The 24,560-nt window shown below is 60.3% G+C and carries 30 protein-coding genes; 14 read left to right on the top strand and 16 right to left on the bottom strand.

Annotated elements, in window-relative coordinates; all coding sequences use genetic code 11:
• Window positions 1-2: 2 nt before the first annotated feature.
• On the bottom strand, window positions 3-224 hold the full coding sequence (locus L6D63_RS13340; RefSeq protein ID WP_047295457.1) for a DUF1127 domain-containing protein: 222 nt from the start codon (window positions 222-224) through the stop codon (window positions 3-5).
• A gap of 96 nt (window positions 225-320) precedes the next feature.
• Here L6D63_RS13340 and L6D63_RS13335 point away from each other — a divergent pair, with 96 nt between their 5' ends.
• Window positions 321-1,175 (top strand): LysR substrate-binding domain-containing protein, encoded by an 855-nt coding sequence (locus L6D63_RS13335; RefSeq protein ID WP_047295460.1) that lies wholly within the window; start codon window positions 321-323, stop codon window positions 1,173-1,175.
• Here L6D63_RS13335 and L6D63_RS13330 read toward each other — a convergent pair.
• Window positions 1,165-1,914, bottom strand: coding sequence for a sulfite exporter TauE/SafE family protein (locus tag L6D63_RS13330; RefSeq protein ID WP_179295022.1), 750 nt, complete (start codon window positions 1,912-1,914; stop codon window positions 1,165-1,167). The two genes, L6D63_RS13335 and L6D63_RS13330, sit on opposite strands and share 11 nt — an antisense overlap.
• A gap of 111 nt (window positions 1,915-2,025) precedes the next feature.
• Here L6D63_RS13330 and L6D63_RS13325 point away from each other — a divergent pair, with 111 nt between their 5' ends.
• The 4 genes from L6D63_RS13325 to L6D63_RS13310 all read left to right on the top strand — a co-directional run bounded on the left by L6D63_RS13325 (window position 2,026) and on the right by L6D63_RS13310 (window position 5,269).
• Window positions 2,026-2,982, top strand: a complete 957-nt coding sequence (locus L6D63_RS13325) for a LysR family transcriptional regulator (RefSeq protein ID WP_131671641.1) — start codon at window positions 2,026-2,028, stop codon at window positions 2,980-2,982.
• A gap of 83 nt (window positions 2,983-3,065) precedes the next feature.
• Complete coding sequence (locus L6D63_RS13320; protein WP_131671642.1) at window positions 3,066-3,530, top strand: MarR family winged helix-turn-helix transcriptional regulator; 465 nt, start codon at window positions 3,066-3,068, stop codon at window positions 3,528-3,530.
• Between the two features lie 272 nt (window positions 3,531-3,802).
• Complete coding sequence (locus L6D63_RS13315) at window positions 3,803-4,222, top strand: organic hydroperoxide resistance protein (protein WP_105343275.1); 420 nt, start codon at window positions 3,803-3,805, stop codon at window positions 4,220-4,222.
• A 33-nt stretch (window positions 4,223-4,255) separates the two neighbouring features.
• On the top strand, window positions 4,256-5,269 hold the full coding sequence (locus L6D63_RS13310) for an alpha/beta hydrolase (protein ID WP_131671643.1): 1,014 nt from the start codon (window positions 4,256-4,258) through the stop codon (window positions 5,267-5,269).
• A 65-nt stretch (window positions 5,270-5,334) separates the two neighbouring features.
• On the opposite strand, the gene L6D63_RS13305 is transcribed toward L6D63_RS13310, so the two are convergent.
• Window positions 5,335-5,904 carry an elongation factor P gene (locus L6D63_RS13305; protein ID WP_003226785.1) on the bottom strand — a complete coding sequence of 190 codons (570 nt, stop codon included), beginning with the start codon at window positions 5,902-5,904 and terminating at the stop codon, window positions 5,335-5,337.
• Between the two features lie 48 nt (window positions 5,905-5,952).
• Window positions 5,953-7,095, bottom strand: coding sequence for an elongation factor P maturation arginine rhamnosyltransferase EarP (gene earP / locus L6D63_RS13300; protein ID WP_131671644.1), 1,143 nt, complete (start codon window positions 7,093-7,095; stop codon window positions 5,953-5,955).
• A 125-nt stretch (window positions 7,096-7,220) separates the two neighbouring features.
• On the opposite strand from earP, the gene L6D63_RS13295 reads away from it, so the two are divergent.
• Window positions 7,221-7,631: a hypothetical protein gene (locus L6D63_RS13295; protein ID WP_041069540.1), complete on the top strand. Its 411-nt coding sequence runs from the start codon at window positions 7,221-7,223 to the stop codon at window positions 7,629-7,631.
• Between the two features lie 2 nt (window positions 7,632-7,633).
• Complete coding sequence (locus L6D63_RS13290) at window positions 7,634-8,116, top strand: GreA/GreB family elongation factor (protein ID WP_131671645.1); 483 nt, start codon at window positions 7,634-7,636, stop codon at window positions 8,114-8,116.
• A 9-nt stretch (window positions 8,117-8,125) separates the two neighbouring features.
• On the opposite strand, the gene cysB is transcribed toward L6D63_RS13290, so the two are convergent.
• From cysB to L6D63_RS13265, 5 genes are all read right to left on the bottom strand, one after another.
• Window positions 8,126-9,100, bottom strand: coding sequence for an HTH-type transcriptional regulator CysB (gene cysB / locus L6D63_RS13285; RefSeq protein ID WP_007908591.1), 975 nt, complete (start codon window positions 9,098-9,100; stop codon window positions 8,126-8,128).
• A 113-nt stretch (window positions 9,101-9,213) separates the two neighbouring features.
• Window positions 9,214-9,717, bottom strand: a complete 504-nt coding sequence (locus L6D63_RS13280) for a universal stress protein (RefSeq protein WP_095668654.1) — start codon at window positions 9,715-9,717, stop codon at window positions 9,214-9,216.
• Between the two features lie 98 nt (window positions 9,718-9,815).
• Window positions 9,816-10,721, bottom strand: coding sequence for a 5'-nucleotidase (locus tag L6D63_RS13275; protein ID WP_095668653.1), 906 nt, complete (start codon window positions 10,719-10,721; stop codon window positions 9,816-9,818).
• Window positions 10,722-10,750: 29 nt separating this feature from the next.
• A complete protein-coding gene (locus L6D63_RS13270; protein ID WP_131671646.1) occupies window positions 10,751-11,707 on the bottom strand; it encodes a putative 2-dehydropantoate 2-reductase in 957 nt (318 codons plus the stop codon).
• Window positions 11,708-12,094 carry a thioredoxin family protein gene (locus L6D63_RS13265; protein WP_131671647.1) on the bottom strand — a complete coding sequence of 129 codons (387 nt, stop codon included), beginning with the start codon at window positions 12,092-12,094 and terminating at the stop codon, window positions 11,708-11,710.
• Here L6D63_RS13265 and L6D63_RS13260 point away from each other — a divergent pair.
• Together L6D63_RS13260 and L6D63_RS13255 are read left to right on the top strand one after the other, a co-directional pair.
• On the top strand, window positions 12,093-12,536 hold the full coding sequence (locus L6D63_RS13260) for a PilZ domain-containing protein (RefSeq protein WP_041069521.1): 444 nt from the start codon (window positions 12,093-12,095) through the stop codon (window positions 12,534-12,536). The genes L6D63_RS13265 and L6D63_RS13260 overlap by 2 nt on opposite strands.
• Window positions 12,537-12,665: 129 nt before the next feature.
• Window positions 12,666-13,742 carry a 3-deoxy-7-phosphoheptulonate synthase gene (locus L6D63_RS13255; RefSeq protein ID WP_003226802.1) on the top strand — a complete coding sequence of 359 codons (1,077 nt, stop codon included), beginning with the start codon at window positions 12,666-12,668 and terminating at the stop codon, window positions 13,740-13,742.
• 63 nt (window positions 13,743-13,805) lie between these two features.
• Here L6D63_RS13255 and L6D63_RS13250 read toward each other — a convergent pair whose 3' ends face one another.
• Entirely contained in the window at window positions 13,806-14,087 is a 282-nt protein-coding gene (locus L6D63_RS13250; protein ID WP_025113131.1) for a GNAT family N-acetyltransferase, read from the bottom strand.
• Between the two features lie 635 nt (window positions 14,088-14,722).
• On the opposite strand from L6D63_RS13250, the gene oprI reads away from it, so the two are divergent.
• Window positions 14,723-14,974, top strand: a complete 252-nt coding sequence (gene oprI / locus L6D63_RS13245; protein ID WP_025113130.1) for an outer membrane lipoprotei OprI — start codon at window positions 14,723-14,725, stop codon at window positions 14,972-14,974.
• 123 nt (window positions 14,975-15,097) lie between these two features.
• On the opposite strand, the gene L6D63_RS13240 is transcribed toward oprI, so the two are convergent.
• From L6D63_RS13240 to L6D63_RS13230, 3 genes are all read right to left on the bottom strand, one after another.
• Window positions 15,098-16,069, bottom strand: a complete 972-nt coding sequence (locus L6D63_RS13240) for a L,D-transpeptidase family protein (RefSeq protein WP_041069516.1) — start codon at window positions 16,067-16,069, stop codon at window positions 15,098-15,100.
• 136 nt (window positions 16,070-16,205) lie between these two features.
• Window positions 16,206-16,499: a hypothetical protein gene (locus L6D63_RS13235; protein ID WP_003226812.1), complete on the bottom strand. Its 294-nt coding sequence runs from the start codon at window positions 16,497-16,499 to the stop codon at window positions 16,206-16,208.
• 57 nt (window positions 16,500-16,556) lie between these two features.
• A complete protein-coding gene (locus L6D63_RS13230; RefSeq protein WP_047295484.1) occupies window positions 16,557-17,162 on the bottom strand; it encodes an arylesterase in 606 nt (201 codons plus the stop codon).
• Window positions 17,163-17,172: 10 nt separating this feature from the next.
• Here L6D63_RS13230 and L6D63_RS13225 point away from each other — a divergent pair, with 10 nt between their 5' ends.
• From L6D63_RS13225 to greB, 3 genes are read left to right on the top strand one after another with little or no spacing between them, the layout of a single operon-like run.
• On the top strand, window positions 17,173-17,856 hold the full coding sequence (locus L6D63_RS13225; RefSeq protein ID WP_041069503.1) for an ABC transporter ATP-binding protein: 684 nt from the start codon (window positions 17,173-17,175) through the stop codon (window positions 17,854-17,856).
• On the top strand, window positions 17,856-20,360 hold the full coding sequence (locus L6D63_RS13220) for an ABC transporter permease (RefSeq protein WP_131671648.1): 2,505 nt from the start codon (window positions 17,856-17,858) through the stop codon (window positions 20,358-20,360). Before L6D63_RS13225 ends, L6D63_RS13220 begins: the two co-directional genes overlap by 1 nt.
• Before the next feature lie 34 nt (window positions 20,361-20,394).
• Entirely contained in the window at window positions 20,395-20,892 is a 498-nt protein-coding gene (gene greB, locus L6D63_RS13215; protein WP_016770885.1) for a transcription elongation factor GreB, read from the top strand.
• A 3-nt stretch (window positions 20,893-20,895) separates the two neighbouring features.
• Here greB and L6D63_RS13210 read toward each other — a convergent pair whose 3' ends face one another.
• From L6D63_RS13210 to L6D63_RS13200, 3 genes are all read right to left on the bottom strand, one after another.
• Window positions 20,896-21,204, bottom strand: a complete 309-nt coding sequence (locus L6D63_RS13210) for a hypothetical protein (RefSeq protein ID WP_003226820.1) — start codon at window positions 21,202-21,204, stop codon at window positions 20,896-20,898.
• Between the two features lie 249 nt (window positions 21,205-21,453).
• Window positions 21,454-21,888: a DoxX family protein gene (locus L6D63_RS13205; RefSeq protein WP_007964771.1), complete on the bottom strand. Its 435-nt coding sequence runs from the start codon at window positions 21,886-21,888 to the stop codon at window positions 21,454-21,456.
• Window positions 21,889-21,996: 108 nt separating this feature from the next.
• Window positions 21,997-23,418: an MltF family protein gene (locus L6D63_RS13200; protein WP_047295489.1), complete on the bottom strand. Its 1,422-nt coding sequence runs from the start codon at window positions 23,416-23,418 to the stop codon at window positions 21,997-21,999.
• A 237-nt stretch (window positions 23,419-23,655) separates the two neighbouring features.
• Here L6D63_RS13200 and L6D63_RS13195 point away from each other — a divergent pair, with 237 nt between their 5' ends.
• The gene (locus tag L6D63_RS13195) at window positions 23,656-24,534 is read left to right on the top strand and encodes a TatD family hydrolase (RefSeq protein WP_236170341.1); all 879 of its coding nucleotides are present in this window, start codon (window positions 23,656-23,658) and stop codon (window positions 24,532-24,534) included.
• Window positions 24,535-24,560: the final 26 nt, after the last annotated feature.

Raw genomic sequence — 24,560 nt, 5'->3', positions numbered from 1 at the left:
GATCATTTATGCATCGGATCGTCCCAGAACGGCCGAATCGCCTCGTGTTCGACGTCGGCCCGACTGACCCCGATGTCCTTCAGCGCTTCATCACTCAGACTGGCGAGCAACTCGCGCTCACGGTGCAGTTCGTACCAGCGGCTGAACCTGTGCAGCAGATCGGAAACGATATGGCCGTGGCCGGAAAATTTTGTGTCGTCTACATACTCTCTTTGACCTTTCATCGTGTTGCCCTCCTTGTGGATGGCTCAAGTCTCGCGCTGGCGCTAAGATCAATCCAACGAATGTTTCTGATGGCATTCATCACGGAGATTCATCAATTGTCGGCCTACCCCAGTATCGATACCGATGTCCTGCGCACCTTCGTCGCGATTGCCGATCAGGGCGGTTTTACCCGCGCCGGCGAAATGGTCAACCGCACGCAATCGGCGGTGAGCATGCAGATGAAACGTCTGGAAGAAGACGTGTTGCAGCGTCAGCTGTTCGAGCGCGACGGCCGCCAGGTACGCCTGACCGCCGAAGGCCAGGTGTTGTTGGGTTATGCGCGGCGCATCCTGAAATTACACAGCGAAGTGTTCAACACCCTGCGCGAGCCGCACATGGTCGGCACTGTGCGCATCGGTACGCCGGACGATTACGTGATGCGGTTTCTGCCGGGGATCCTGTCGCGGTTCGCGCAGTTCTACCCGCTGATCCAGATCGAAGTGCATTGCGAGTCCAGCAAACAGCTGTTGCAGCGCACCGATCTGGACTTGTCGATCGTCACCCGCGAGCCGGGCAACGAGATCGGCCAGTTGCTGCGCAAGGAGCGTTTTGTCTGGGCCGAGGCGCAAAACTTCAGCGCGCACGAGCAGACGCCGCTGCCGCTGGCGATGTTCAACAGTGATTGTTTCTGCCGCTTGTGGGCCTGCAATGCGCTCGACGCGATGGGCCGCGATTACCGCATCGCCTACAACAGCACCAGCCTGTCGGCACTGATGGCGGTGGTGAGCGCGGGTCTGGCGATTACCGCGCAACTGGAAAGCCTGATCACCCCGGACATGCGCATTCTCGGTGCCAACGAAGACCTGCCGCTGCTGCCCGAGGCCAGCATCATGCTGATCCGCAACCTGAACAACCCGTCGCCGATCACCGAATGCCTGGCCGAGCACATCGTCGAAGGCTTCAAACTTTAAACGCGAGCATCACCGCACACAGCACCAGGAAACCGCAGAACAGCCCGCGCAGCAATTTTTCCGGCATGGCGTGGGCGACTTTGACGCCCCAACTGATGCTCGCCAGACCGCCGATGGCCAGGGGCAGGCCGATCATCCAGTCGACCTCGTGATGCACCGCATAGGTCACCAGGGTCACGCCGGTGCTGGGCAGCGCCAGTGCCAGCGACAGGCCTTGAGCGACCACTTGGCTAGTACCGAACAGACTGGTGAGGACCGGCGTCGCCACCACGGCCCCGCCGACACCGAACAGACCGCCCATGGTTCCGGACGCCGCGCCAAGCACACCCAGCCATGGCCATGAGTAACGCATCTCTGAGCTCACTGCCGGCTTTTTGCCGAACATCTTCAGCAGGTTGTACGCCGAGAGCACCACGAGGAAAGCGACAAAACCGATACGCATGGTTTGCGCATCAATGCCCACCGCCCAGATCGAACCGATCCACGCAAAGCAAAAACCCATGATCGCCAGCGGCAGCGCGTGGCGCAGTTCGATGCGGTTACGCTGGTGATAACGCCACAGCGCCAGCATCACGTTCGGCACGACCATCACCAGCGCCGTGCCTTGGGCGATCTGTTGATCGAGGCCGAACCACACGCCCAGCAGCGGAATGGCGATCAGCCCGCCACCAATACCGAATATTCCGCCCAATGTCCCCAAGGCGGCGCCAAACAGCAGGTACAGCAAAAACTCGATCACAGCGATGTCCTCATCCGTCAGGCGATCCATCCTACGCAGTCGTGACTGGCGGGGAAACGCACAGCAACGCACAATGGCTGTGCCAAAACCGCATAGGCACTGAGCTGGTTCATGAATCCCAATCAATTGACCGAACAACTGGGGCTGTTTCTCGATGTGCTGGAGAGCGGGAGCTTTTCTGCGGCTTCGCGTCGACATCCGCTGACGCCATCCGCCGTCGCCCGACGCATCGACAGTCTGGAGAGCGCCGTCGGCAGCCAGCTGTTTATCCGCAGCACTCATGCGGTGCGCGCCACGCCGGCCGGGCTGGCGTTTGCCGAACGGGCGCGGCGAATCGTTGCCGAGCTGCAATTGGCGCGGGCTGAAGCGGTGTCTCTGAGCAGCGCGCCGGAGGGGCTGATTCGGGTGGATGCGCCAGCGGCGTTCGGGCGCCGACATCTGGCGCCGGTGATTGCCGATTTTCTGGTGCTGTATCCGGGGCTGGATGTGCAAGTGCATCTGATCGACAGCTTCGTCGACATGGACGGTTCAAACCTGGGCAAGGTCGACCTGGTATTGCGTGCCGGGCAGATGGCCGACACCCGGCTGGTGGCCACTCCTTTGGCGAGCATGGTGCGCATCGCCTGCGCCAGCCCCGACTATCTCAAGCGCCGGGGCGTGCCGAGCGAACCCGCACAATTGAGCGAGCATGACGGCCTCGATTGGGACGGCCTCGCCCCGCCCTTCGCCTGGCGTTTCGAGCAAAACGGGCAGATGCAATTGCACCGCCCGGCGCGGGTGCGCATGAGCGCCAACAACGCTGAGGCGTTGGTTTGCGGAGCGCTTGCGGGACTCGGGATCGCGCATCTACCCACCTGGCTGGCCAGCGAATACCTGTTACGTGGCGAGTTGCTGCCGCTGTTCTGTGAAAACGGCCTGCCAAAACCGGAGAGCACCGGCATCTATGCGCTGCGGCTGGAACAGCAGGCCAGCTCCCGCAGCCGCCTGCTGCTGGAATACCTCAAGACCCGTTTCAGCCCCGTGCCGCCGTGGGATCTGGCGCTGCAACGTGAACTGGGCCGGCACTGACCGATCCGCCACCAGGCACAATTGTCTGGCGCATTAAAGATTCGAGCGCTAGATTCATCTGCATCACCGTTCAAGGCACTGACATGACCACCGACCGCGACGCCACCGACCACTGCGAAGACCTGCTGCTCGACAATCAGGCCTGCTTCGCCCTGCATTCCACTTCGCTGATGATGACCAAGGTCTACAAGCCGCTGTTGCAAGCGCTTGGCCTGACGTATCCGCAATACCTGGCGATGATGGTGTTGTGGGAGAAGGACGGTTTGACCGTCGGAGAAATCAGCACGCGCCTGCTGACCGATCCGGGCTCGCTGACCCCGCTGCTCAAGCGGCTGGAAGGTGAGGGTTTGCTCAGCCGAACCCGCAGCCGTGAGGATGAACGCGTGGTGATCGTTGAACTGACTGCACAGGGGAGCGCCCTGAAAGACAAGGCCCGAACCGTGCCTCAATGCATCTTGGGGGCCAGTGGCTTCACGCTGCAGCGCCTGCAAAACCTGCAAGCTGAATTGCAGGCATTGCGTGGACATTTGCAGGACAGCCTCGCTTAAGACTCCCCTTCCCTGTGGGCGCAGCCTTGCGTCTGCAGGCGAATCGCACCGTCCCCCCCGCTTATCCCCCGAAAAATTTTTTCTCTCGTTTCACGTTAAAAAAACCTTCCATATCAAACGCTTGAGGTCACGACACTGCCCAATCCAAGTGCCGATCACGCTTTCTTCAAAAATTTATCTTGCGCGCTAAATATTAGCGAAGTACATTTACTTCGCACCTAGTTAGCGCGCAAACAATTAGCGCAACAATCACACTTGAAGAGGCTCACACCATGCAAACGCTCTACACCGCAATCGCAACCTCCACTGGCGGCCGTGATGGTCGTGCGATCTCCAGCGACAACGTCCTTGACGTCAAACTCGCCACCCCGAAAGAACTCGGCGGTGCCGGCGGCGCGGCCACCAACCCTGAGCAACTGTTCGCTGCCGGCTACTCGGCCTGCTTCATCGGCGCGCTGAAATTCGTTGCCAGTCAGACCAAACGCAAAATCCCGGACGACGCCTCGATCACCGCCCACGTCGGTATCGGTCAGATTCCTGGTGGTTTCGGTCTGGACATCGATCTGCACATTAATCTGCCGGGCCTGGAACAGGCTGACGCACAAAGCCTGGTCGACGCTGCCCACCAGGTCTGCCCGTACTCCAACGCCACTCGCGGCAACGTCGATGTGCGTCTGCACGTCACCGTGTAATCACTGACACTCAGGCCCGTACAGGAAATGAACATGAACACTTTCAGCAAAGTCTTGACCGGTACCCTTCTCGCCCTGTCCATCCAGAGCGCATTTGCCGGGGAGGTTGAACACAACACCCAGGCATTCCTCGATGTACTGAATGCCGGCACTGGCAAACCGATGGAACAGCTGACACCCAAGGATGCCCGCGCCGTGCTGACAGGCGCGCAGTCCGGGGTCAAACTGACGCTGCCCAAAGCGGACGTCAGCGAGAAGACTATTCAGGTCGATGGCCAACCGTTGAGCCTGACCATCGTCCGGCCGGCCGGGGTCAAGGGCGAGCTTCCGGTGTTCATGTTCTTCCACGGCGGTGGCTGGGTGCTGGGGGATTTCCCGACCCACGAACGTCTGGTGCGGGATCTGGTGGTCGGTTCGGGGGCTGCGGCGGTGTTCGTCAATTACACCCCTTCGCCGGAAGCGCATTACCCGATAGCGATCAACCAGGCTTACGCCGCGACCAAATGGGTGGCCGAACACGGCAAAGAGATCAACGTCGACGGCAAGCGTCTGGCGGTGGCGGGCAACAGCGTCGGTGGCAACATGGCCGCAGTCGTCGCCTTGATGGCCAAAGACAAAGGCACCCCGGCGATCAAATTTCAGGTACTGCTGTGGCCGGTAACCGATGCCAATTTCGACACCGGTTCGTATAACCAGTATGCCGAGGGGCACTTCCTCACCCGCAACATGATGAAGTGGTTCTGGGACAACTACACCACCGACACCAATCAGCGCAACGAGATCTACGCCTCGCCGCTGCGTGCAACCACCGCGCAATTGAAAGGTCTGCCGCCTGCACTGGTCCAGACCGCCGAGGCCGACGTGCTGCGTGACGAAGGTGAAGCCTACGCCCGTAAACTCGACGAAGCCGGCGTGCCGGTGACCTCAGTGCGCTACAACGGCATGATCCACGACTACGGTTTGCTCAACGTGGTCAGCCAAGTACCGGCGGTGCGTTCGGCGATGCTGCAGGCTTCGGAAGAACTGAAACAGCACCTGAAGAAGTAATTTTCATCAGGCACAAAAAAGCCCGACACAATGGTCGGGCTTTTTCTTTCCGCGAAAAGCAGTGCTTATTTGGCACGGCCTTTGTAGGAACCGCCTTCGCGGGTATCGATCTCGATCATGTCGCCGATTTCGATGAAGTCAGCCACCGACAGTTCGGTACCGTTCTTCAGTTTGGCAGGCTTCATCACCTTGCCGGAAGTGTCACCGCGAGCGGAACCTTCGGTGTAGTCAACCTGACGCACGATGGTGGTCGGCAGCTCTACGGACACCAGACGCTCTTCGAAGAACACGGCTTCGCAAACGTCGGTCATGCCTTCTTCAACGAAAGGCAGAACGCTTTCGATGTCTTCGGCGTTCAGCTCGTACATGGTGTAGTCAGTGGTGTCCATGAACGTGTAGGTGTCACCGCTGATGAAAGACAGGGTGGCTTCTTTACGATCCAGGATCACGTCGTCCAGCTTGTCGTCCGCACCGTAAACGGTTTCGGTCTTGTAACCGGTCAGCAGGTTCTTCAGCTTGGTCTTCATGATCGCGCTGTTACGGCCCGACTTGGTGAATTCAGCTTTCTGAACCAGCCAAGGATCGTTGTCGATACGGATCACGGTACCGGGTTTGAGTTCTTTACCAGTTTTCATTGCGAATATCCGAATTTGGATGGGATTTACAAAAATCTAGGCCGCGTATCATATCCAATTTAGGTAAAACTGTACCAGCGCCGTGGCAAGATCCGCCTGCAAGCCTTGTTCCAGACACCACGCCTCGGCGTTTTCCTGCAGTTCTGGCCAGTGTTTACGGGCCTTGAGCCAGTGCTCGCCGATCGGTTGCCCGGCACTCCAGGCCCGCCACAGACCGTTCATCGCCTCGGCAGCGGCCGGCGAAAGCCCTTTCGTATACAACGCAAGAAAGGCGTCGAGCTTGTCCAGATGGATGTCTTCATCCTGCTGATAGATGTGCCAGAGCATCGGCCGCCCGGCCCACTGTGCACGGACGAACGAGTCTTCTCCGCGCACTGCGTTGAAGTCGCAGCACCACAACAACTGATCGTATTGATCCTGACGAACGAACGGCAGCACCTGCACCGTCAGCGCCTGACGCACGTTCAGGTCACCAACGGCCAGAGAGTCGACCCCGAGCCAACGTGCGACATCACCGAGAATCCGTCCTTCCGGCACCAGTAAATGGGTCGGCGTGCTATCGGCCGCCAGCACGTCCAGCCAACTGGCCAGCCCGGCATTTTCATAGGCGAACAACGAGATCAGCTGTGCGTCCGCTGCTCGATCGACGCCCAGGTTTTGCAGGAATTGTCGCTGCGCAACTGCATCCTGCTGAAATTGCCGACGCCGCTCAAGCAGACCGCTTTCACGCAGCAAGCCGCCCGTCCCCGGCTGAAATCCGGGAAAGAAAAAGAATTTCTGTACCGACTTGTACTTCACCGACGGCAAACCGTGACAGCCGATAACCCAGTCTTCGGCGCTGAGGTAATCGAGGTTCATCCACAGTGGTGGCTGTTGCCGCTCGGTCATGGCATCCATGTACGCCGTTGGCAGTTGGCAGGCAAATGCGGCGATCACCACGTCCGCCGCCTCCGTCTGCGGCCAGTCGCTCGGCCAGTGCCGCACCTCGACGCCCTGCTGCGATTGTTGCGCAAGGTTGATGTCGATCTCGGGGCAGATACGTTCGAAGGCGCGCAGGTCATCGACCCACAAGCGCACCGCCAGCCCGTGTTCGGCCACCAGTTGCCGGGCCAGACGCCAGGTCACGCCGATGTCGCCATAATTGTCGACCACGGTGCAAAAAATATCCCAGCGGGTTTTCGGTACCGGCATGCAAAGACTCCCGTTGGCAAAAGCGCTGATTGTCCGCATAAATGACCTCGCGCAGAAGAGCCGACGGCGATTAATCTTCGTGCGACAATCGCCACTTGCCCGCAATCATCCGCCAGGAGGCAGCCATGCCCTATCGTCCCAACCCGCGTCGTCCGTTGCCTGTTCAGCTTAGCGCGCTGCAACTGACCGGCAGCATTGCCCTGGGCATGTGGCTGGGCTTTCTGGCCATCGCCCTGACCTGCTGGCTGATTTCGCGTTTTGTGTTGACCGAGCAACTGGCGCCGGTTGCCCAGGCCGTGCAGCAACTGGCCAAGCCGCCAGCGGCCGTCCAGGTACAACCGGACATTCCGCCACAGAGCCCGCTGTTCGAGCAGTATGAAGAAAACCTGCGCAAGAACGAGCAGCAGGCACGTCTGGATCAGGCTCGCGGCAGCAGTCGCAACCAGTCGAATCCGAAATGCCAGTTCTGGCTGCAACAGGACCAGACCGCGCCGAGCGAAAAGAGCCGCGCCAACGTTTTGCAATTCTGCGATTGATCATGAACAAGCACACCGTCCACCAACTGATCCTAGACAAACTGCGCGTCGACCTCGACATCGCCGAGCGCGCCGCGCAGACCGCTTACGAAACCGCGACCCACGAAGAGAACATCGCCGAGAACAAGTACGACACGCTCGGGCTTGAGGCTTCCTATCTGGCGGCGGGTCAGGCGAAACGCGTCGAGGAAATCCGCCAGTCACTGGCGCTATGCCAGAACCTGAAGCTGCGCGCCTACGACGAAAATCGCGGCATCGAAATCGGCGCCCTGCTTGGTCTGGAAGATGAAAAGGGCCGCGAGCAATGGCTGTTCCTGGCCCCGGATGCGGCGGGCCTGAAAGTCGATGTGGTGGGTCAGCCGATTACCGTCATCAGCCCACGCTCGCCGCTGGGCAAAAGCCTGCTGGGCAAGCTCGAGGGCGATGAGGTGGAGATTCTGGTGGCAGGCACCCGGCAACAGTTCGCTGTCACCGAGGTGCTTTGAGGCGGGGACTTAGTGGACCGGCAATTCGACGCCGTCGAACAGCTCTTCCAGTTCCTGTTTGTTGTGGCACTGGATGGCTTTGGCCATCACTTCGCGGGTCAGGTGCGGGGCGAACTTCTCGATGAAGTCGCACATGAAACCACGCAGGAACGTACCGCGACGGAAACCGATCTTGGTGATGCTCGACTCGAACAGTTCGCTGGCATCCAGCACCACCAGGTCGTTATCGAGCTTGGTGTCGACCGCCATTTTGGCGACGATGCCCACACCCAGACCCAGACGCACGTAGGTTTTGATCACGTCGGCGTCGGCGGCGGTAAACACCACTTTCGGCGTCAGGCCACGATGACTGAAGGCTTCGTCGAGTTTCGAACGGCCGGTGAAACCGAACACGTATGTCACGATCGGGTATTCGGCCAGCGCTTCGAGGGTCAGCTTCGGCAACTTGGTCAGCGGGTGGCCCTGAGGCACGACCACGCAACGGTTCCAGCGATAGCAAGGCATCATCACCAGATCACCGAACAACTCCAGCGCTTCGGTGGCGATGGCGAAATCGACCGTGCCGTCAGCGGCCATCTCGGCGATCTGCATCGGCGACCCTTGGTGCATGTGCAGCGCCACGTCCGGGTATTGCTTGATGAAATTGCTGATCACCGGCGGCAATGCGTAACGTGCCTGGGTGTGGGTGGTGGCGATCGACAGGGTGCCTTTCTTCTCGTTGGAGAATTCCTGAGCGATCTGCTTGATGCTTTCGACCTTGCGCAGGATTTCGCCAGCGGTGGTGATGATGCGCTCGCCGGCCGGGGTAACGCGGGTCAGGTGTTTGCCGCTGCGAGCGAACACTTCAACGCCAAGTTCGTCTTCCAGCAGGCGGATCTGTTTACTGATACCCGGTTGCGAGGTGTAAAGGCTTTGGGCGGTAGCGGAAACGTTGAGGTCGTGGTGCGCCACTTCCCAGATGTAGCGCAATTGTTGAAGCTTCATATGTATCCCTCAAAGCAGGTAGACGCCACGGGCATCAGCGACGGTATATAACTATATTAATGGTTTGATGAATAAATCTAGAACTTTTTTATCAAAACGCCATTATTCCCGCTTCAGCGATCCCCCCGGCGCCGACGCTCCATCAACGGCACCAGATAGACCGGCACCTTGGCCAATTGCAGAACCCGGGTCGCCGTGCGCCCCAAAGGCGTTTCCGCCCCTACGCCGTGGCTGTGAGTGCCTACGATCAGCAAATCCACAGAGAGTTTCCGCACCTGGTCGAGAATCACCTGCGCTGGATCGCCCTGCACCACCCGAACCGCGCAAATCCGCTGCAGATCCTGCTCGCCCTCGTCCCCCAGTTCCTCACGAAAACTGTCCAGCACCCGTTGCTCGATACTGGCGATGACAGTTTTCAGACCCTGACGGTGAAATTCGTTCAATGCCTGTTCGTCGAGATAACTCTGCAACACCGATTCGGCAAACAGCCCCATGGGCTCCACTGCATGCACCACGTACAAGTCGGCATTGAATGTCCGCGCCAGTGCCAGGGCATGCTGCATCACTAACGGTGCGTACAGACCGAGGTCAGTGGCATACAGCATCGAACGAATCATATGACCTCCTCGCGTGCCAACATGGCGGAGATTTGATTCAGCTTAGCAGTGCCTTGGCGACTACGACGTACGACGCAACGTCTTGAAGCACAGGGGCTTTAGATCGACGTTTCGTTGCTGATGCCATGCGGCACATGGCCGGTGGCGACCACTTCACGGGCGAGCTCGCAGTGTCCGGCCTGATCGTCGAAAAACACGTCGGCGGCAAAGGCTTCGAGGAATGCCGATTTGGTCAGACCGCCGAGGAACAGCGACTCGTCGAGGCGGATATCCCACTCGCGCAAGGTGCGGATCACCCGCTCATGGGCCGGTGCCGAACGCGCGGTGACCAGCGCCGTGCGGATCGGGCAGTCGGCCTCGGGGAACTCGCGCTGCAGCGCATTGAGCGCCGCCAGAAATCCTTTGAACGGCCCACCGCGCAATGGCTCGCGTGCCGACTCGCGTTCCTTGGCCTGGAACGCCTCCAGCCCGCCGGACTGATAAACGCGCTCGGACTCGTCGGAGAACAACACCGCGTCACCGTCGAAGGCGATGCGCAACTCATCACTCGCGGCACGGCTGGCGCCACCAGACAGAATTGTCGCTGCAGCAAATCCGGCATCCAGTGCGGCGCGCACGTCCTCGGCGTGCGTGGACAGAAACAGGTCACAGCCAAAGGCCTTGAGATACGGATACGGGCTGCGTCCGCCGACGAAGGCCGCCCGGGAAATGTCCAGCCCGTAGTGATGAATCGAGTTGAACGCGCGCAGGCCGGTATCGGCACTGTTGCGCGAAACCAGAATCACCTCGACCCGGGCGCGGTCGAGGCGGCTGTTGAGGCTCAGGAGTTTTTCCACCAGCGGGAACGCATCGCCGGGGGCGAGGATTTCGTCTTCGTGTTCGATCTGATATTGCCGATAGGCTTCAACGCCGCTCGACAGGTAGACCTTGTGACTCTCGCTCAGGTCGAACAAGGCGCGAGACGAAATCGCCAGCACCAGTTTGTCATCGATGTTCTTGGCCATGCCTTCCCCCACTCCCGCAAAAAACCGACTCAGGTGTTGCGTCGATCGATGAAACCCAGCGTGCGATACAACGCTTCGATTCGTGGCAATTCACATCCTGCCGCCTTGGTGGCGGCCAATGGCCGGGCGTAAATCGCTTCCAGCTCCAGCGGCCGTTTGTGCAGAAAATCGTGGTACATGCTCGGCCAGTAGTCGGGCATTTTCTCGGTCATTGTGAACAGGTATTCGGCATAACCGGACGGTATTTCATGACCACAGGCCCTGGCGCCCTGCACCACTTCGGCCATCAGCGCCTGGATCAACGCGCGACTGTCGGCGTCGGCCATCAGCGGCGTGGTGCCGGCGCCGAGCAGCACCGAGAGACCGTTGTAGGGAATATTCCACACCAGTTTCTGCCAGCGCGCCTGTTGCAGATTGGCCATTGCCTGCGAATCGATGCCCGCGGCGCGGAACAGACTGGCGCCCTCTTCAACGAGCGCCATGCGCGCCGCATCGTCCGTCGCCGGGCCGCTGTGATAGCCGACGTTCACCGCCCCCAAGGCCTGATGGGTGATGTGCCCCGGCCCTCCGCGATGCACGCAGATCAGACACAGACCGCCGAGCAAATGCAGGGAGTCGGGCAGCCACTCGCGCAGGCTGTCTTCGACGTCCAGACCGTTTTGCAGCACCAGCACTTTCGCGCCGGGCCTGGCCGCGGCAATGATCGCCGGGGCCAGACCTGCGCTGCTGGTGGTCTTGGCGCCGACCAGCAACCAGTCGCAGGCCGGCATGTCCTCGGCCCTGGCATACGCTTGCACCGGATTCAGTGTCAGCGTGCCATGCACGGCACTGTCCACTTGCAACCCCCGCTCGGCCACCGCTGAAAACTCACTGCGCAGTAAAAAGTGCACATCGAAACCGGCCCGCGCCAGCATCAAACCGTAAAACCCGCCAATTGCGCCGGTGCCGATAATCCCGATCACCGGTTTGCTGTCTGCTCCCACCATCTATGGCAACTCCTCTGCAATTCGACTCAACGCCTGCGCCACTGCCGCGTTCAGCGCAGCGGCGGTCAGGCGCGTGTGCAATGCCCCAAAGAACTCGCCGTCGCGCACCACAAACAGCGCCGGCAAATGAAAGACCTGATAGCGCTCCACCAGCCCACCGTTATTGCCGGCATCAATCCAGCACAGGCGATCGACCGCCAGCGCGAACCCGGGCAACACTTCTCTGGCATAGCGGCAGCTGGAACAGCCGACACTGGTGAAAATCACCAGCGAAACACCGCTCATCGCCAGCAGCCGCTGGTCGGCGTCGAAATCGGTCAGCTCGGATTCGACCACTATACTGGGGGAAACAATGTCAAATGGCCGACACAGGGAGTCTGTGCTCATGGGACGTTTCATTCCTCATCCGGACGAAGTGCCGGTTGAATTAACCTTGCTCAAGCCCGAGTGTATTTCCAGGCAACAGCTGCACACTATCAGCCTCGGCGGGATCGCTTGCAATTATCACCGCGCCTGGCGCCACGGCACCGCCCTTGAAGTGCGTCTGCCGACGCTCAATGCCGACCTCTGTTTTCCGGGCTATGTGGCGTGGTGCCTGCGACGCAAAAAGGGCTATCTGGTGGGGATCGCGTTCACTGATGAGCAGACGTTGTTCAGCGCCCGGATGGGCGAACAGGTGTGCCAGATCGAACGTTATTGCCGCATGAACGAGGCCCATGACGACTTGCAGGATATTCAGGCGCTGGCCCTGCAATGGGTCGAACAACACGCCAACGAGTTCTCCCACGACAGCGTGCGCAAGGCTTTTGCCCAGCCAGTGCTGGATTAAAGCGGCGCTTGCCCATTGTCGAGCCGCGTCTGACGCGCTAAGGTTCGGCTCCCCGACGCGCTTAAATCTGCTGTGCTCCGCCGCGCGGGGATCGCTGGCGGCCGGCACCCGTGACCTGACGAGTAAACGATGGCTGATTTACCGATCAACGACCTAAACGTCGCCTCTAACGAGACCCTGATCACTCCCGATCAGCTCAAGCGTGATATCCCTCTGAGCGACGCTGCCCTGCGCACCGTCACCAAGGGCCGCGAAGTCATTCGCAACATTCTTGATGGCACCGACCACCGTCTGTTCGTAGTGATCGGCCCGTGCTCGATCCACGATATCAAGGCTGCCCACGAGTACGCCGACCGCCTCAAGGTGCTGGCGGAGGAAGTCTCCGACACCCTGTACCTGGTCATGCGTGTGTATTTCGAGAAGCCACGGACCACTGTCGGCTGGAAAGGCCTGATCAACGATCCGTACCTGGATGACTCGTTCAAGATTCAGGACGGCCTGCACATCGGTCGCCAGTTGCTGCTGGACCTGGCCGAGAAAGGCCTGCCGACCGCCACCGAAGCCCTCGACCCGATCTCCCCGCAGTACCTGCAGGATCTGATCAGTTGGTCGGCCATCGGCGCGCGTACCACCGAATCCCAGACCCACCGTGAAATGGCTTCCGGCCTGTCCTCGGCCGTCGGCTTCAAGAACGGCACCGACGGCGGCCTGACCGTGGCGATCAACGCCTTGCAATCGGTTTCCAGCCCGCACCGTTTCCTCGGTATCAACCAGGAAGGTGGCGTGTCGATCGTCACCACCAAGGGCAATGCCTACGGTCACGTGGTGCTGCGTGGTGGCAACGGCAAGCCGAACTACGATTCGGTCAGCGTCGCCCTCTGCGAGCAGGCGCTTAACAAGGCGAAGATCAAGCCGAACATCATGGTCGATTGCAGCCACGCCAACTCCAACAAGGACCCGGCCCTGCAACCGCTGGTGATGGAGAACGTCGCCAACCAGATCCTCGAAGGCAACCAGTCGATCATCGGCCTGATGGTCGAGAGCCATCTGAACTGGGGCTGTCAGGCCATCCCGAAAGACCTCGCCGACCTGCAATACGGCGTGTCGATCACCGATGCCTGCATCGACTGGTCCGCCACCGAGAACACCCTGCGCAGCATGCACGCCAAGCTCAAGGATGTGCTGCCGAAGCGTCAGCGCAGCTGATCAGCGTTTCGCAGGCATAAAAAAACGCCGGGCATTGCCCGGCGTTTTTGTGTGTGGGGGTAATCAGATTTTCGCCGCGCGCTTCTGATGGCGCTCCATGTAGCGCTCGACGTAGGAGCACGAAGGAATCACCGTGTAGCCCATTTCCTCGGCGTATTGCAGCGCGCTTTCGGTCAGCGCTGCCGCGATGCCTCGACCGCGCAGGGCATTGGGCACGAAGGTGCGGTAGATATCCAGGGTCTGTTTTCCCAGATCCATATAGGTCAGGTAGGCACGATGACCGTCCACATTGGTCTCGAACTGATGACCAGCCTGGTCATGGTGGATGGACAACGCCTCGCTCATCACTACTCCTCGCGGGTCTTGAATTCTGACCCCTACCTTACCGATGTTTTTCCGGCGAAGGAACATCTACGCCACCCCGTGCCTGATGGACACCGAGAAAAGCCACACCGATCTCGCGCAACCGAGCACGTGATAAATAGTAGGCACCATTGGCAAAAATGCTCAAGGTGCGCTCGTCATCGTGCAGGTTGTACGGATAACTCCGATGGGCGTAGTGGCAGGCGCGGGGAACATATCCCGAGGCGCTCACCTGAACATTGCCGGATGTCGAGACTTAAGACGCAGGCTCTTCTTTAAAGTCACCTCAAGAGCGACAAAGATATGTGAGGCGTCATGCAAAATCGGAACAAAAGTGTAGACGAATTCATCTAGGCAGACTTGGTGCAAGACGCCGAAAACAGCACGTGACAGCGGGAACTTTTTCTCATTAACTCGCTGAGGCAGGGGCTTGCAGCTGGATATTTTTTAATCAGCCCCGTTAAAAGTTGCTCGAAAAAGAATCAACGCCTACAATTTTTTTTGCTTCTTGCGCTACGTCAGTTTACTTACTACAAGTAATGGGTAGTATGTACGCCGGCTATTTCCTCAATCGGAGGAGAAAGCCACTTAATTGAAAGTCCTTGAAGGGGAACACGATGAACAACGTTCTGAAATTCTCTGCTCTGGCTCTGGCCGCAGTTCTGGCTACCGGTTGCAGCAGCGCATCGAAAGAAACCGAAGCACGTCTGACCGCTACTGAAGACGCAGCTGCTCGCGCCCAGGCTCGTGCAGACGAAGCATACCGTAAAGCTGATGAAGCTCTGGCTGCTGCTCAAAAAGCACAACAGACTGCTGACGAAGCTAACGAGCGTGCTCTGCGTATGCTGGACAAAGCTAGCCGCAAGTAATAATCCCTCGGGATTGTTATCAAGCCGACCCAGTTTCTGGGTCGGCTTTTTTGTACCTGCAGCTTTTGTCCGGACAATAAAAAACCCGCCGACGCTTCTTGCATCGGCGGGTCTGGATCGAGCTTATTGCTGCAGGTCGATCGGCGCACTCGAGACAATCGGTGCCGAGGTGTTCGGCGTGCCGATTTCGGTTGGCAGACCGTCTTCAGCCGCCACCACATCACGCACCACATCCCAGTTCACGCGCAGATTGTTGGTCACGTCTTCGCGCTTGAGCATCGCGTTGATCACCGCGGTGTGCTTGTCGACTACCGACGGATTGCCCTTGTCGTCGATTGGCGTGTGCGCTTCCAGATAGACCTTGCCGCCACTGCTGCCGAACTTGTACGCGTCATTGAGGATACGCACCGAAGTGCCGACCGGCACCATGGCCGCCATTTCCAGCACGTTGTTGTTGAACATGCGGAAGCAGCCGTGGCTGGTGCGCATGCCGATGCCGAACTTCTTGTTCGAGCCGTGGATCAGGTAGCCCGGAGTGCCCAGGGTGAACTTGAACGGGCCCAACGGATTGTCAGGACCGGCCGGCACCACGTTCGGCAGCGGATCACCATCAGCGGCGTGCTCGGCCTTGATCGACGCAGGAGGGGTCCAGGTCGGGTTCGGCGTCTTGGCGGTGATCGAGGTATGCGCGATTGGCGAACCCCACCCTTCACGGCCGATACCCAGCGGGAAGGTGTACACCACGTTCCGGCCTTTCGGGTAGTAGTAGAGACGGTATTCGGCGAGGTTGATCACGATACCCTCGCGCGGCCCCGGCGGCAGAATGAACCGAGTCGGCAGAACGATTTCAGTACCCGCGCCCGGCAGCCAGGCATCGACACCCGGGTTGGCCGCGACCATTTCCGAATAGCCCAGGTCGTACTTGGTTCCCAGGTCAGCGAAAGTGTCTTCGTACTTGGCCTTGATCACCTGCACCTGGCCGATGATGTCCTCACCAGGCGGTGGCAGGGGAAACTCCAATGCAGCAACGGGACCGGCCACACACAGGGCGGCAAGTGACAGGCAGCGGGTGACGGCAGGAAAGCGCGGCAACATCCGGAAAATCCTTCGCATGATCAACAAGGGTATAAGGGCGCGATTGTACACCGCGCCTCGGGAATTCGGGGAGATGCGCCGATGGGCAGCCAGAAGTCTTCATGCAGGCGCTGCCGCAGGCTGCGATCTGTTGGTCCTAAAGCTCGAAACGCAACTCAGGCCAGATCGGCGAGGTGCCGCGTTTTTGTGACTCGAGAATCGCCCGGCACAACGAACACAGTCGCTGATCCTGGAACACTCGGCGATCCACACTCGACCAGCGCGGTTGCGCCGGCAACAGACTGCCGCACAACGTGCGGTCGGCCGAGCCACCGAGTTCGAGCTGACGGGTCACCAGATGCACCCGCACTTCCTGGCAGGCGAACAGATCCAGCTGTTCGTCAGGCTCGATCAGTTGGTAGGCAAACAGGGACCAGGCAGGACGCGGCATCGGGGGCTCCAAATAAGGGGGCGCCACATTAGCCGAAAGCCTGCCACTAGAAAAGCCTCATAACAGCGGTTTTAGCGTCGGCCAGACATTTTCCAGCAACTTGCCCTGAGCCCCGACTGCCGGGTGCAGACCATCGGCCTGCATCAGCTCGGGATGCCCACCCACGCCTTCGAGGAAAAATGGCACCAGAGGGATGTTTTTCTCGTCCGCAAGTTTGCCGTAGACCTCGGCAAAGGCATCGGTGTAACGCTTGCCGTAGTTGGGCGGCAATTGCATGCCGAGCAGGAGCACCTTGGCACCGGTCTGGCGCGAGCGGTCGATCATTGCCGCAAGGTTTTGTTGCAATTGCGTTGGCGGCATTCCGCGCAGGCCGTCATTGCCGCCCAGTTCGAGGATCACCAGTTCCGGCTTATGCTCTGCAAGCAGCGCCGGCAGGCGCGCCTGGCCTCCGGCACTGGTGTCACCGCTGATAGAGGCGTTGACCACTTTGTCGTCAAAACCTTCAGCCTTGAGCCGTTGCTCGAGCAGCGATACCCACCCCAGGCGGGTATCCAGTCCGAAACCGGCGCTGATACTATCGCCAACGATCAGGACAGTACCCGCCGCTGCGTTCTGGGCCATGCACATCAAGGCCAGGCCAGCACTCAAAAACCACACACGCATCGGATTCTCCATGGGCGCAAGCATTCTCACCGCGAAGAACCTCAGCAAAGTGGTTCCCAGCGCGGAAGGTGAACTGACTATCCTGCACGAACTCAGCCTGGAACTGAACCAGGGCGACAGCCTGGCCATCGTCGGCGCGTCCGGTTCCGGCAAATCCACCCTGCTCGGCCTGCTCGCCGGTCTCGATTTGCCGAGCAGCGGCGAAGTCATTCTCGCCGGCCAGGGCCTGAGCAGTCTCGACGAGGACCAGCGCGCGCGCATCCGTGCCGAGCACGTAGGCTTCGTCTTTCAGTCGTTCCAGTTGCTCGACAGCCTCAACGCCCTGGAAAACGTCATGCTGCCGCTGGAACTCGATGGCCGCAAGGACGCCCGTGAGCGCGCCACTGAATTGTTGCAGCGCGTCGGCCTCGGCCAGCGCCTGACGCACTCGCCGCGCCAGCTCTCCGGCGGCGAACAGCAGCGCGTGGCGATTGCCCGCGCCTTCGCTGCCGAGCCCGACGTGCTGTTCGCCGACGAACCCACCGGCAACCTCGACAGCCACACCGGCGAGCGCATCAGCGATTTGCTGTTCGAACTGAACAAGGAACGCGGCACCACGCTGGTACTGGTGACCCACGACGAACGCCTGGCCCATCGCTGCCGGCGCCTGATTCGACTTGAAGCCGGGCTGCTGGTCGCCCCTCTGGAGCCTTGATGGCACGTCTGCCGCTCTTGCGTCTGTTCAGTCTCGCCCTTCGCCAATTGCTGCGCGATGCTCGCGCCGGCGAACTTCGCGTGTTGTTCTTCGCCCTGCTGGTGGCGGTGGCCGCGAGTACCGCCATCGGCTACTTCGGCGCCCGTCTCAACGGCGCGATGATGCTGCGCGCCACCGAGTTCCTTGGCGCCGACCTGGTCCTCGAAGGCAGTTCGCCGGCCCGCGACGAACAGATTCGCAGCGGCACCGAGCTGCGTTTGAATCATGCACGGGTCGTGGAGTTTTCCAGTGTCGTCGCCACCGACAACGGCATTCAGTTATCGAGCATCAAAGCCGTCGACCGCGCTTATCCACTGCGCGGCGAACTGAAAAGTGCCCCGGCGCCGTTTGCCGCCGAGACAACCGGCGGCGAACCGCAACCCGGTGAAGCGTGGGTCGAGGCACGTTTGCTGACCGCCCTGGATCTAAAAATCGGCGACAGCATCGACGTCGGCATGAAAACGCTGAAACTGACCCGCGTGCTGACCTACGAACCGGATCGCGCCGGCAATTTCTACAGCTTGACGCCTCGGGTGATGATCAACCTCGACGACCTTGCCGCCACCGGCGTGGTACAGCCCGGCAGCCGCGTCAGCTACCGCGAGCTGTGGCGCGGCGAACCGCAGGCGCTGGAAACCTATCGGCAATTGCTCAAACCGGGCCTGGCCGCCAATCAGCGCATTCAGGATGCGCGCGACGGCAACCGGCAGATTGGCGGCGCACTGGGCAAGGCCGAGCGCTACCTGAACATGGCGAGTCTGGTCGCGGTCCTGCTGGCCGGCGTGGCCGTGGCGCTGTCTGCAAACCGCTTTGCCAGGCGTCGCTTCGACGCCAGTGCCTTGCTGCGCTGCCTCGGTTTGTCGCGTCGAGAAACCATGCTGTTGTTCAGTATTCAACTGAGCGTACTGGGTCTGTTCGCCGCCCTCAGTGGTGCGGTGCTTGGCTGGCTGGCACAACTGGGGCTGTTTGCCCTGCTGCATGATCTGCTGCCGGCAGATGTCCCGCCGGGCGGCCTGTTTCCGGCAATGGCCGGCATCGGTACGGGACTGGTCGCACTGGCCGGTTTCGCCCTGCCACCGCTTGCCGCGCTGGGTCGGGTGCCTCCACTGCGCGTGCTGCGCCGTGACATGCTGCCGATTCCGTCGAGTACCTGGATGGTCTATGGCGCGGCACTGGGCGCACTGGGTCTGATCATGTGGCGCCTGAGTCTGGATCTGTTGCTGACTTTCGCCCTGCTGGGCGGCGGTGTAGTCGCGGCGCTGGTATTGGGTGGTTTGCTGTTGTTGCTGCTCAACAGCCTGCGACGGATGCTCGCCCGTGCACCGCTGCCGTGGCGCCTCGGTCTGGGGCAGTTGTTGCGTCATCCGCTGGCGGCGGCCGGGCAAGCGCTGGCGTTCGGTCTGATCCTGTTGTCGATGGCATTGATCGCTCTGCTGCGCGGCGAGCTGCTCGACACCTGGCAAAACCAGTTGCCGAAAAACGCACCGAATTACTTTGCCCTGAACATCCTGCCCGCGGACAAACAAGCCTTCACCGACCACCTGATCAAAGTCTCGGCTCAAGCGGCACCGTTGTACCCAGTGGTGCCCGGACGGCTGGTCAGTATCAACGGCGAACCGGTGCAACAGATCGTCAGCAAGGATTCCGCCGGCGACCGTGCAGTGCAACGCGACTTGAGCCTGACCTGGGCCGCCGACTTGCCGGCCGGCAACACGCTCACCGCCGGTGTGTGGTGGACCGGGCAACCCTCGGAAGACATACCGGGCGTGTCGGTGGAAGGCAAAGTCGCCGAAAGCCTCAAGCTCAAACTCGGCGATCGCATGGTGTTCAGCGTGGGCGGGGTCAATCGTGAAGCCAGGGTCACCAGTCTGCGCGAAATCAATTGGGACAACTTTCAGCCGAACTTCTTCATGATCTTCCAGCCCGGCACCCTGAGGGATCTGCCGGCGACTTACCTGACCAGTTTCTATCTGGCACCTGGTCACGATCAGCAGATTGTCGAGCTGTCACGAGCATTCCCGGCGGTGACCATCCTTCAGGTCGAAGCTCTGCTGGAACAACTGCGCAGCATCCTCGCCCAGGTCACCCTGGCGGTGGAGTATGTATTGTTGTTTGTGCTGGCGGCGGGGATGGCGGTGCTGTTCTCTGGCTTGCAGGCCACGCTGGACGAGCGCATTCGCCAAGGCGCGTTGTTACGCGCACTGGGCGCGCAACGGCAGTTGCTGGTCAAGGCGCGGCGTATCGAGTTCGGTCTGCTCGGCGCGGTCAGCGGTTTGCTGGCGGCCATCGGTTCGGAAGTGGCGAGTCTGGTGTTGTATCGCTTTGCCTTCGATCTGCCATGGCATCCGCATCCATGGCTGCTGGTGCTGCCATTAATTGGCGCCGCACTGATTGGCGGTGCCGGGGTGTTCGGCACGCGTCGAGCACTGAATGCGAGTCCGCTGACAGTCTTGCGCGAGGGTTGATAGACTCCAGCCTTCGTCACCAGAAGAAGTTGCCATGAGTCGTTATCGCCCTCCCCGCACCGCCGGCACCGCGCTGATCACCCCTGAAGGTGAAGCGCGGATGCGCGCCGAATTCCATGAACTGTGGCATGTGCGCCGCCCGCAAGTGACGCAGGCAGTCAGCGAGGCAGCGGCGCAGGGTGATCGTTCGGAAAACGCCGAGTACACCTACGGCAAGAAAATGCTGCGCGAGATCGACAGCCGCGTGCGTTTTCTCACCAAGCGACTCGAAGCACTGAAGGTCGTCAGCGAAAAACCCAGCGATCCGAACAAGGTGTACTTCGGTGCCTGGGTGACCATCGAGGACGAAGACGGCAAGCAGTCGCGCTACCGTATCGTCGGCCCGGATGAACTGGATCTGAAACTGGGTCTGATCAGCATTGACTCACCGCTGGCTCGTGCCTTGATCGGCAAGGCGCTGGACGCCGAGGTTCGGGTGCAGACGCCAACCGGTGAGCAGTTTGTCTATATCGTGGCGATCGAGTATCCGTAACGCTCAGCGGCGCGTGATCAGTCCCTGCCGCGCAACGCGGGTCAGTTGCTTGATCATTTCTGGCGCGTCTTCAGCGCTCGGCGCCTGAATCACGGCGAGGTCAAAACTGTCACTGGCAAAGCGCGCCAGCGACTCGCCGTCTTCAACAAACTGGATCAGGAACGCGGCAGGACCGCCGCTGCGACGTGGCCAGCCATCCAGATAACGCAACAGCGTCGGCTGGTGTTTGCCGCCAAGCAGGATTTTTGGATTGCGTTGGGTGATATGTGCCGTGATCGGCGCGGGACGTGCTGGAGGGCGTAGTGCATTCATCGTGTCGTGTCTCTGCCTCAAAAGTCTGCATGGCAGGTGAGAGGCAACACCGAACCAGCGCTTTAGCGGTATTTCGAAGCCCTGTTCCGGCTTCTGACGGCAACTGTCTGAGTCACCTGGCGCCCCGCAAGTAGCTGTTTAAATCGGCGCATGTGCAACATCCTAGAGAACGTGACCGATGAGTGTCAAGAATCAGCCACAACAAAAAAAGGCCCGCACAATGCGGGCCTTTTGCTTGATCCAGAGCGCTCAACCGGCGATGGCGCGATCCACCGACAGCTTGCCGGCGCCCTCGATCATCACCGCGAGGCTGCCACCGAGCAGCGCCAGGGCAAACTCGTAACCGTTGTTGGCCATGAACAGACCATTGCTGATGTGCACGGTGAAGATCGCCACCAGCGACAGGAAGGTCAGGCCCAGCGCCGCCGGGCGCACCAGCAGGCCGATGATCAACGCCAGACCGGCAAAAAACTCAGTACCGCCGGCCAATGTGGCCATCAGGTAACCCGGGTGCAGACCGATGCTGTCCATGTACTGCGCGGTGCCTGCCAGACCGTAACCGCCAAACAGACCAAAGAGTTTTTGCGAACCGTGGGCGGCGAAGATCACGCCGACCGCGATACGCAGAATGGTCAGGCCGTAACCGGCGCGGGTGAACAGAACCTTGTTGATCAGTGAGCTCATGGGGCATTCCTTGTTTTGCGAGAAGTGTGTTGGGATTGGCCGCTATATTAATCAGTTAAATTCATGTTAAAAGCGCAATTATTCCGCCATAACAATCAAATTATTTGATCATTTACGTGAGGCGACTTTCTGTTCCCGGGGCTCCAGTGACTCCCGCTCCCGGTCGAACGCCAGGTAGTACTTGTTCACGCTATTAACATAGCTGACGGGGCCCATGCCCACCTGCTCCATGGCGATGCGCTCGACCTGAAAAAACCACTGGTTGGGATTCAGCCCGCGCCGCCGAGCCTCGGCGCGCATGCCTTGCACCCGTTCCGGACCGATGTTGTAAGCGGCCAGGGTGAACGCCATGCGCTCGCGCTCATTGAGTTTCGGACTGTTGAAAAACTTGCGACGGATCATCGCCAGATACTTGGCCCCGGCCTGCACATTCGCATCGAGATTCTGGATGTTGTTCACACCGACCCGCTGCGCCGCGGACGGGGTGATCTGCATCAACCCGGTCGGGCCGCTGCCGCTGCGGGCGCCGGGTTGCAGGGCCGACTCCTTGAAGGCCAGCGCCGCCAGGTTCAGCCAGTCCATGTTCTGCGCATCGGCGTGTTTTTGCAGCGTCGGGCGCAGTTTTTCCAGACGCTGACGGTCAGCCTTGGCCAACGGATAGTGCACTTGGTAGAGGCGCCGATAGATCCGCAAAAATTCGGCATCCTCGTTCGCCGGTTTCTTGTAGCCGCCGAGGAAGCGATCAATGCTCGCCCGCAGCATCGAGGCATCACGACGCACGAACCAGTACTCCTCACCCGGTTCACTGATCATCAATTGCCGGTCAAAACGCAGCTTGGGCAGGATCTTGCCCCAGCGCTCGGCGATCGGTTGCTCAACGATAGTCAGGTGGAAGATTCCGCCCTGCACCATCTCCAGCACGTCCTCGACCGCCAGCGTCGGATCGACCCATTCGATCTTGATCGGTGCCAGTTTGTGCAGCGCCAGTTTCTGATTGAGCTGGCTAACCGCGTCCCCTGCCGCACTGCCGGTGGGCAAGGCCAGGGTCTTGCCGGAAAGCTGCTCGACCTTGGTGTAACGACGCTCGCCCTTGATCCCGACCAGCACCAGCGGCACGTTGCTGGCGATCGGCTCACTGCTGGCAACCGCGTGGCCCGGCTGCAAATCAAGCAGCTCGCCGGGCGCCACCAGGTCGCCTTCGCCGCGTTGCAACGCGCCGAGCAGTTGATCCTTGGCTTTGGGAATGATCTTGAGAGTGACTTCCTGGCCGTCGCGGGCGTGGCCATTGAGGTATTGCTCGAAGGCGCGCAGGCGATGGTATTCGACCCCGATGGCCTGGCCTTGGACTTCTCCGGAGCTGTTGCGACTCTGGTTGACCAGCACTCGCAATACGCGGCTGCTGCGTATCTCCGACAGGTCTCGGACCTTGGCGGCCGGCACGGCTTGCTGTGGCCCGGGCAAGCGCGCAACCGCCGTTATCGGCAATAGCAGCGACGCACACAACAGGAGCAAAACCGAGGGACGATGCATCCACTCTCCGGAAAGAATACGGGGCGTTTTTTAACCGCTGAACGGTCGAAATCGCCGACGAAAACAGAGCGCCTGGAGCGCTGGCAAAGTGCGAGAGACTGGCACAGTGATGGCTTATCCGCCAACCCGGGCTCTGTCACGGCATCAAAAGACAGCTATAACTCTTTGTAGTTCTTGGCTTTTCTTATAAATCTACAGCTCTGGTATGCTTTCCGGCCTTCGGCCCGAGGTAGAACCATGCAACTCATCGATATCGGCGTCAACCTGACCAACCCCGGTTTTGCTGAAAAACATCAGGCCGTGCTCGACCGCGCCTACGCCGCCGGGGTCTGCCAACTGGTGCTGACCGGCACCAGCGTCGAAGGTAGCGAACAGGCGCTGGAGCTATGCTGGCAACTGGATGACGGTGGCCAACAGCTGTTCGCCACCGCCGGCATTCACCCGCATTCGGCCAGTGACTGGAATGCTGACAGCGCGCGCCGGTTGCGCAGTCTGCTGCACGAGCCAAACGTGGTCGCCGTGGGTGAATGCGGGCTGGATTTCAACCGTGATTTCTCGCCACGTCCGCAACAGGAAAAAGTCCTCGAAGAACATCTGGCGCTGGCGGTAGAACTGCAGTTGCCGGTGTTCCTGCATGAGCGGGATGCAAGTCAGCGTCTGCTGGAAATCCTCCGGGACTTTCGTGATCAACTGCCCGCCGCTGTGGTGCACTGCTTTACCGGCGAGCAGAAAGCCTTGTTCAGTTACCTGGATCTGGATCTGCACATCGGCATTACCGGCTGGATCTGCGACGAGCGCCGCGGCACGCACCTGCACTCGCTGGTCAAGGAGATCAAACGCGGACGACTGATGCTCGAAAGCGACGCGCCGTACCTGCTGCCCCGCACCCTGCGGCCAAAGCCGAAGAACGGCCGCAATGAGCCGGCGTATCTGACCGAAGTATTGCGCGAAGTGGCGTTGCACCGAGGCGAGAGCGAGGAAGACCTGGCGGTGCACACCACCGCGTGTGCCCGTGCGTTCTTCAACCTCCCGCCCTTCCCTGACACACCGAAATTCTCCTGTGGGAGCGAGCCTGCTCGCGAAAGCCGTGGTTCAGATGGCATGGGTGTTGGCTGACACGCCCTCTTCACGAGCAGGCTCGC

This window comes from Pseudomonas parakoreensis (genome assembly GCF_021602155.1).
GTDB classification, from domain to species: domain Bacteria; phylum Pseudomonadota; class Gammaproteobacteria; order Pseudomonadales; family Pseudomonadaceae; genus Aquipseudomonas; species Aquipseudomonas parakoreensis.
The sequence above is the reverse complement of the archived record's forward strand: the minus strand, read 5'-3'. Positions and strand labels throughout refer to the sequence as shown.

Bases quoted from the DNA above. Each gene is read 5' to 3' on its own strand.
- L6D63_RS13325 (WP_131671641.1), top strand. From the start codon at position 2,026: ATGAATCCCAATCAATTGACCGAACAACTGGGGCTGTTTCTCGATGTG.
- L6D63_RS13270 (WP_131671646.1), bottom strand. From the start codon at position 11,707: ATGGTGGGAGCAGACAGCAAACCGGTGATCGGGATTATCGGCACCGGC.
- cysB (WP_007908591.1), bottom strand. From the start codon at position 9,100: ATGAAGCTTCAACAATTGCGCTACATCTGGGAAGTGGCGCACCACGAC.
- L6D63_RS13320 (WP_131671642.1), top strand. From the start codon at position 3,066: ATGACCACCGACCGCGACGCCACCGACCACTGCGAAGACCTGCTGCTC.
- L6D63_RS13310 (WP_131671643.1), top strand. From the start codon at position 4,256: ATGAACACTTTCAGCAAAGTCTTGACCGGTACCCTTCTCGCCCTGTCC.
- L6D63_RS13230 (WP_047295484.1), bottom strand. From the start codon at position 17,162: ATGCGTGTGTGGTTTTTGAGTGCTGGCCTGGCCTTGATGTGCATGGCC.
- earP (WP_131671644.1), bottom strand. From the start codon at position 7,095: ATGCCGGTACCGAAAACCCGCTGGGATATTTTTTGCACCGTGGTCGAC.
- L6D63_RS13195 (WP_236170341.1), top strand. From the start codon at position 23,656: ATGCAACTCATCGATATCGGCGTCAACCTGACCAACCCCGGTTTTGCT.
- L6D63_RS13275 (WP_095668653.1), bottom strand. From the start codon at position 10,721: ATGGCCAAGAACATCGATGACAAACTGGTGCTGGCGATTTCGTCTCGC.
- L6D63_RS13210 (WP_003226820.1), bottom strand. From the start codon at position 21,204: ATGAATGCACTACGCCCTCCAGCACGTCCCGCGCCGATCACGGCACAT.
- L6D63_RS13235 (WP_003226812.1), bottom strand. From the start codon at position 16,499: ATGCCGCGTCCTGCCTGGTCCCTGTTTGCCTACCAACTGATCGAGCCT.
- L6D63_RS13340 (WP_047295457.1), bottom strand. From the start codon at position 224: ATGAAAGGTCAAAGAGAGTATGTAGACGACACAAAATTTTCCGGCCAC.
- oprI (WP_025113130.1), top strand. From the start codon at position 14,723: ATGAACAACGTTCTGAAATTCTCTGCTCTGGCTCTGGCCGCAGTTCTG.
- L6D63_RS13280 (WP_095668654.1), bottom strand. From the start codon at position 9,717: ATGATTCGTTCGATGCTGTATGCCACTGACCTCGGTCTGTACGCACCG.
- L6D63_RS13225 (WP_041069503.1), top strand. From the start codon at position 17,173: ATGGGCGCAAGCATTCTCACCGCGAAGAACCTCAGCAAAGTGGTTCCC.
- L6D63_RS13305 (WP_003226785.1), bottom strand. From the start codon at position 5,904: ATGAAAACTGGTAAAGAACTCAAACCCGGTACCGTGATCCGTATCGAC.
- L6D63_RS13240 (WP_041069516.1), bottom strand. From the start codon at position 16,069: ATGTTGCCGCGCTTTCCTGCCGTCACCCGCTGCCTGTCACTTGCCGCC.
- L6D63_RS13220 (WP_131671648.1), top strand. From the start codon at position 17,856: ATGGCACGTCTGCCGCTCTTGCGTCTGTTCAGTCTCGCCCTTCGCCAA.
- L6D63_RS13250 (WP_025113131.1), bottom strand. From the start codon at position 14,087: ATGAGCGAGGCGTTGTCCATCCACCATGACCAGGCTGGTCATCAGTTC.
- L6D63_RS13290 (WP_131671645.1), top strand. From the start codon at position 7,634: ATGAACAAGCACACCGTCCACCAACTGATCCTAGACAAACTGCGCGTC.
- L6D63_RS13255 (WP_003226802.1), top strand. From the start codon at position 12,666: ATGGCTGATTTACCGATCAACGACCTAAACGTCGCCTCTAACGAGACC.
- greB (WP_016770885.1), top strand. From the start codon at position 20,395: ATGAGTCGTTATCGCCCTCCCCGCACCGCCGGCACCGCGCTGATCACC.
- L6D63_RS13295 (WP_041069540.1), top strand. From the start codon at position 7,221: ATGCCCTATCGTCCCAACCCGCGTCGTCCGTTGCCTGTTCAGCTTAGC.
- L6D63_RS13315 (WP_105343275.1), top strand. From the start codon at position 3,803: ATGCAAACGCTCTACACCGCAATCGCAACCTCCACTGGCGGCCGTGAT.
- L6D63_RS13200 (WP_047295489.1), bottom strand. From the start codon at position 23,418: ATGCATCGTCCCTCGGTTTTGCTCCTGTTGTGTGCGTCGCTGCTATTG.
- L6D63_RS13260 (WP_041069521.1), top strand. From the start codon at position 12,093: ATGGGACGTTTCATTCCTCATCCGGACGAAGTGCCGGTTGAATTAACC.
- L6D63_RS13205 (WP_007964771.1), bottom strand. From the start codon at position 21,888: ATGAGCTCACTGATCAACAAGGTTCTGTTCACCCGCGCCGGTTACGGC.
- L6D63_RS13265 (WP_131671647.1), bottom strand. From the start codon at position 12,094: ATGAGCACAGACTCCCTGTGTCGGCCATTTGACATTGTTTCCCCCAGT.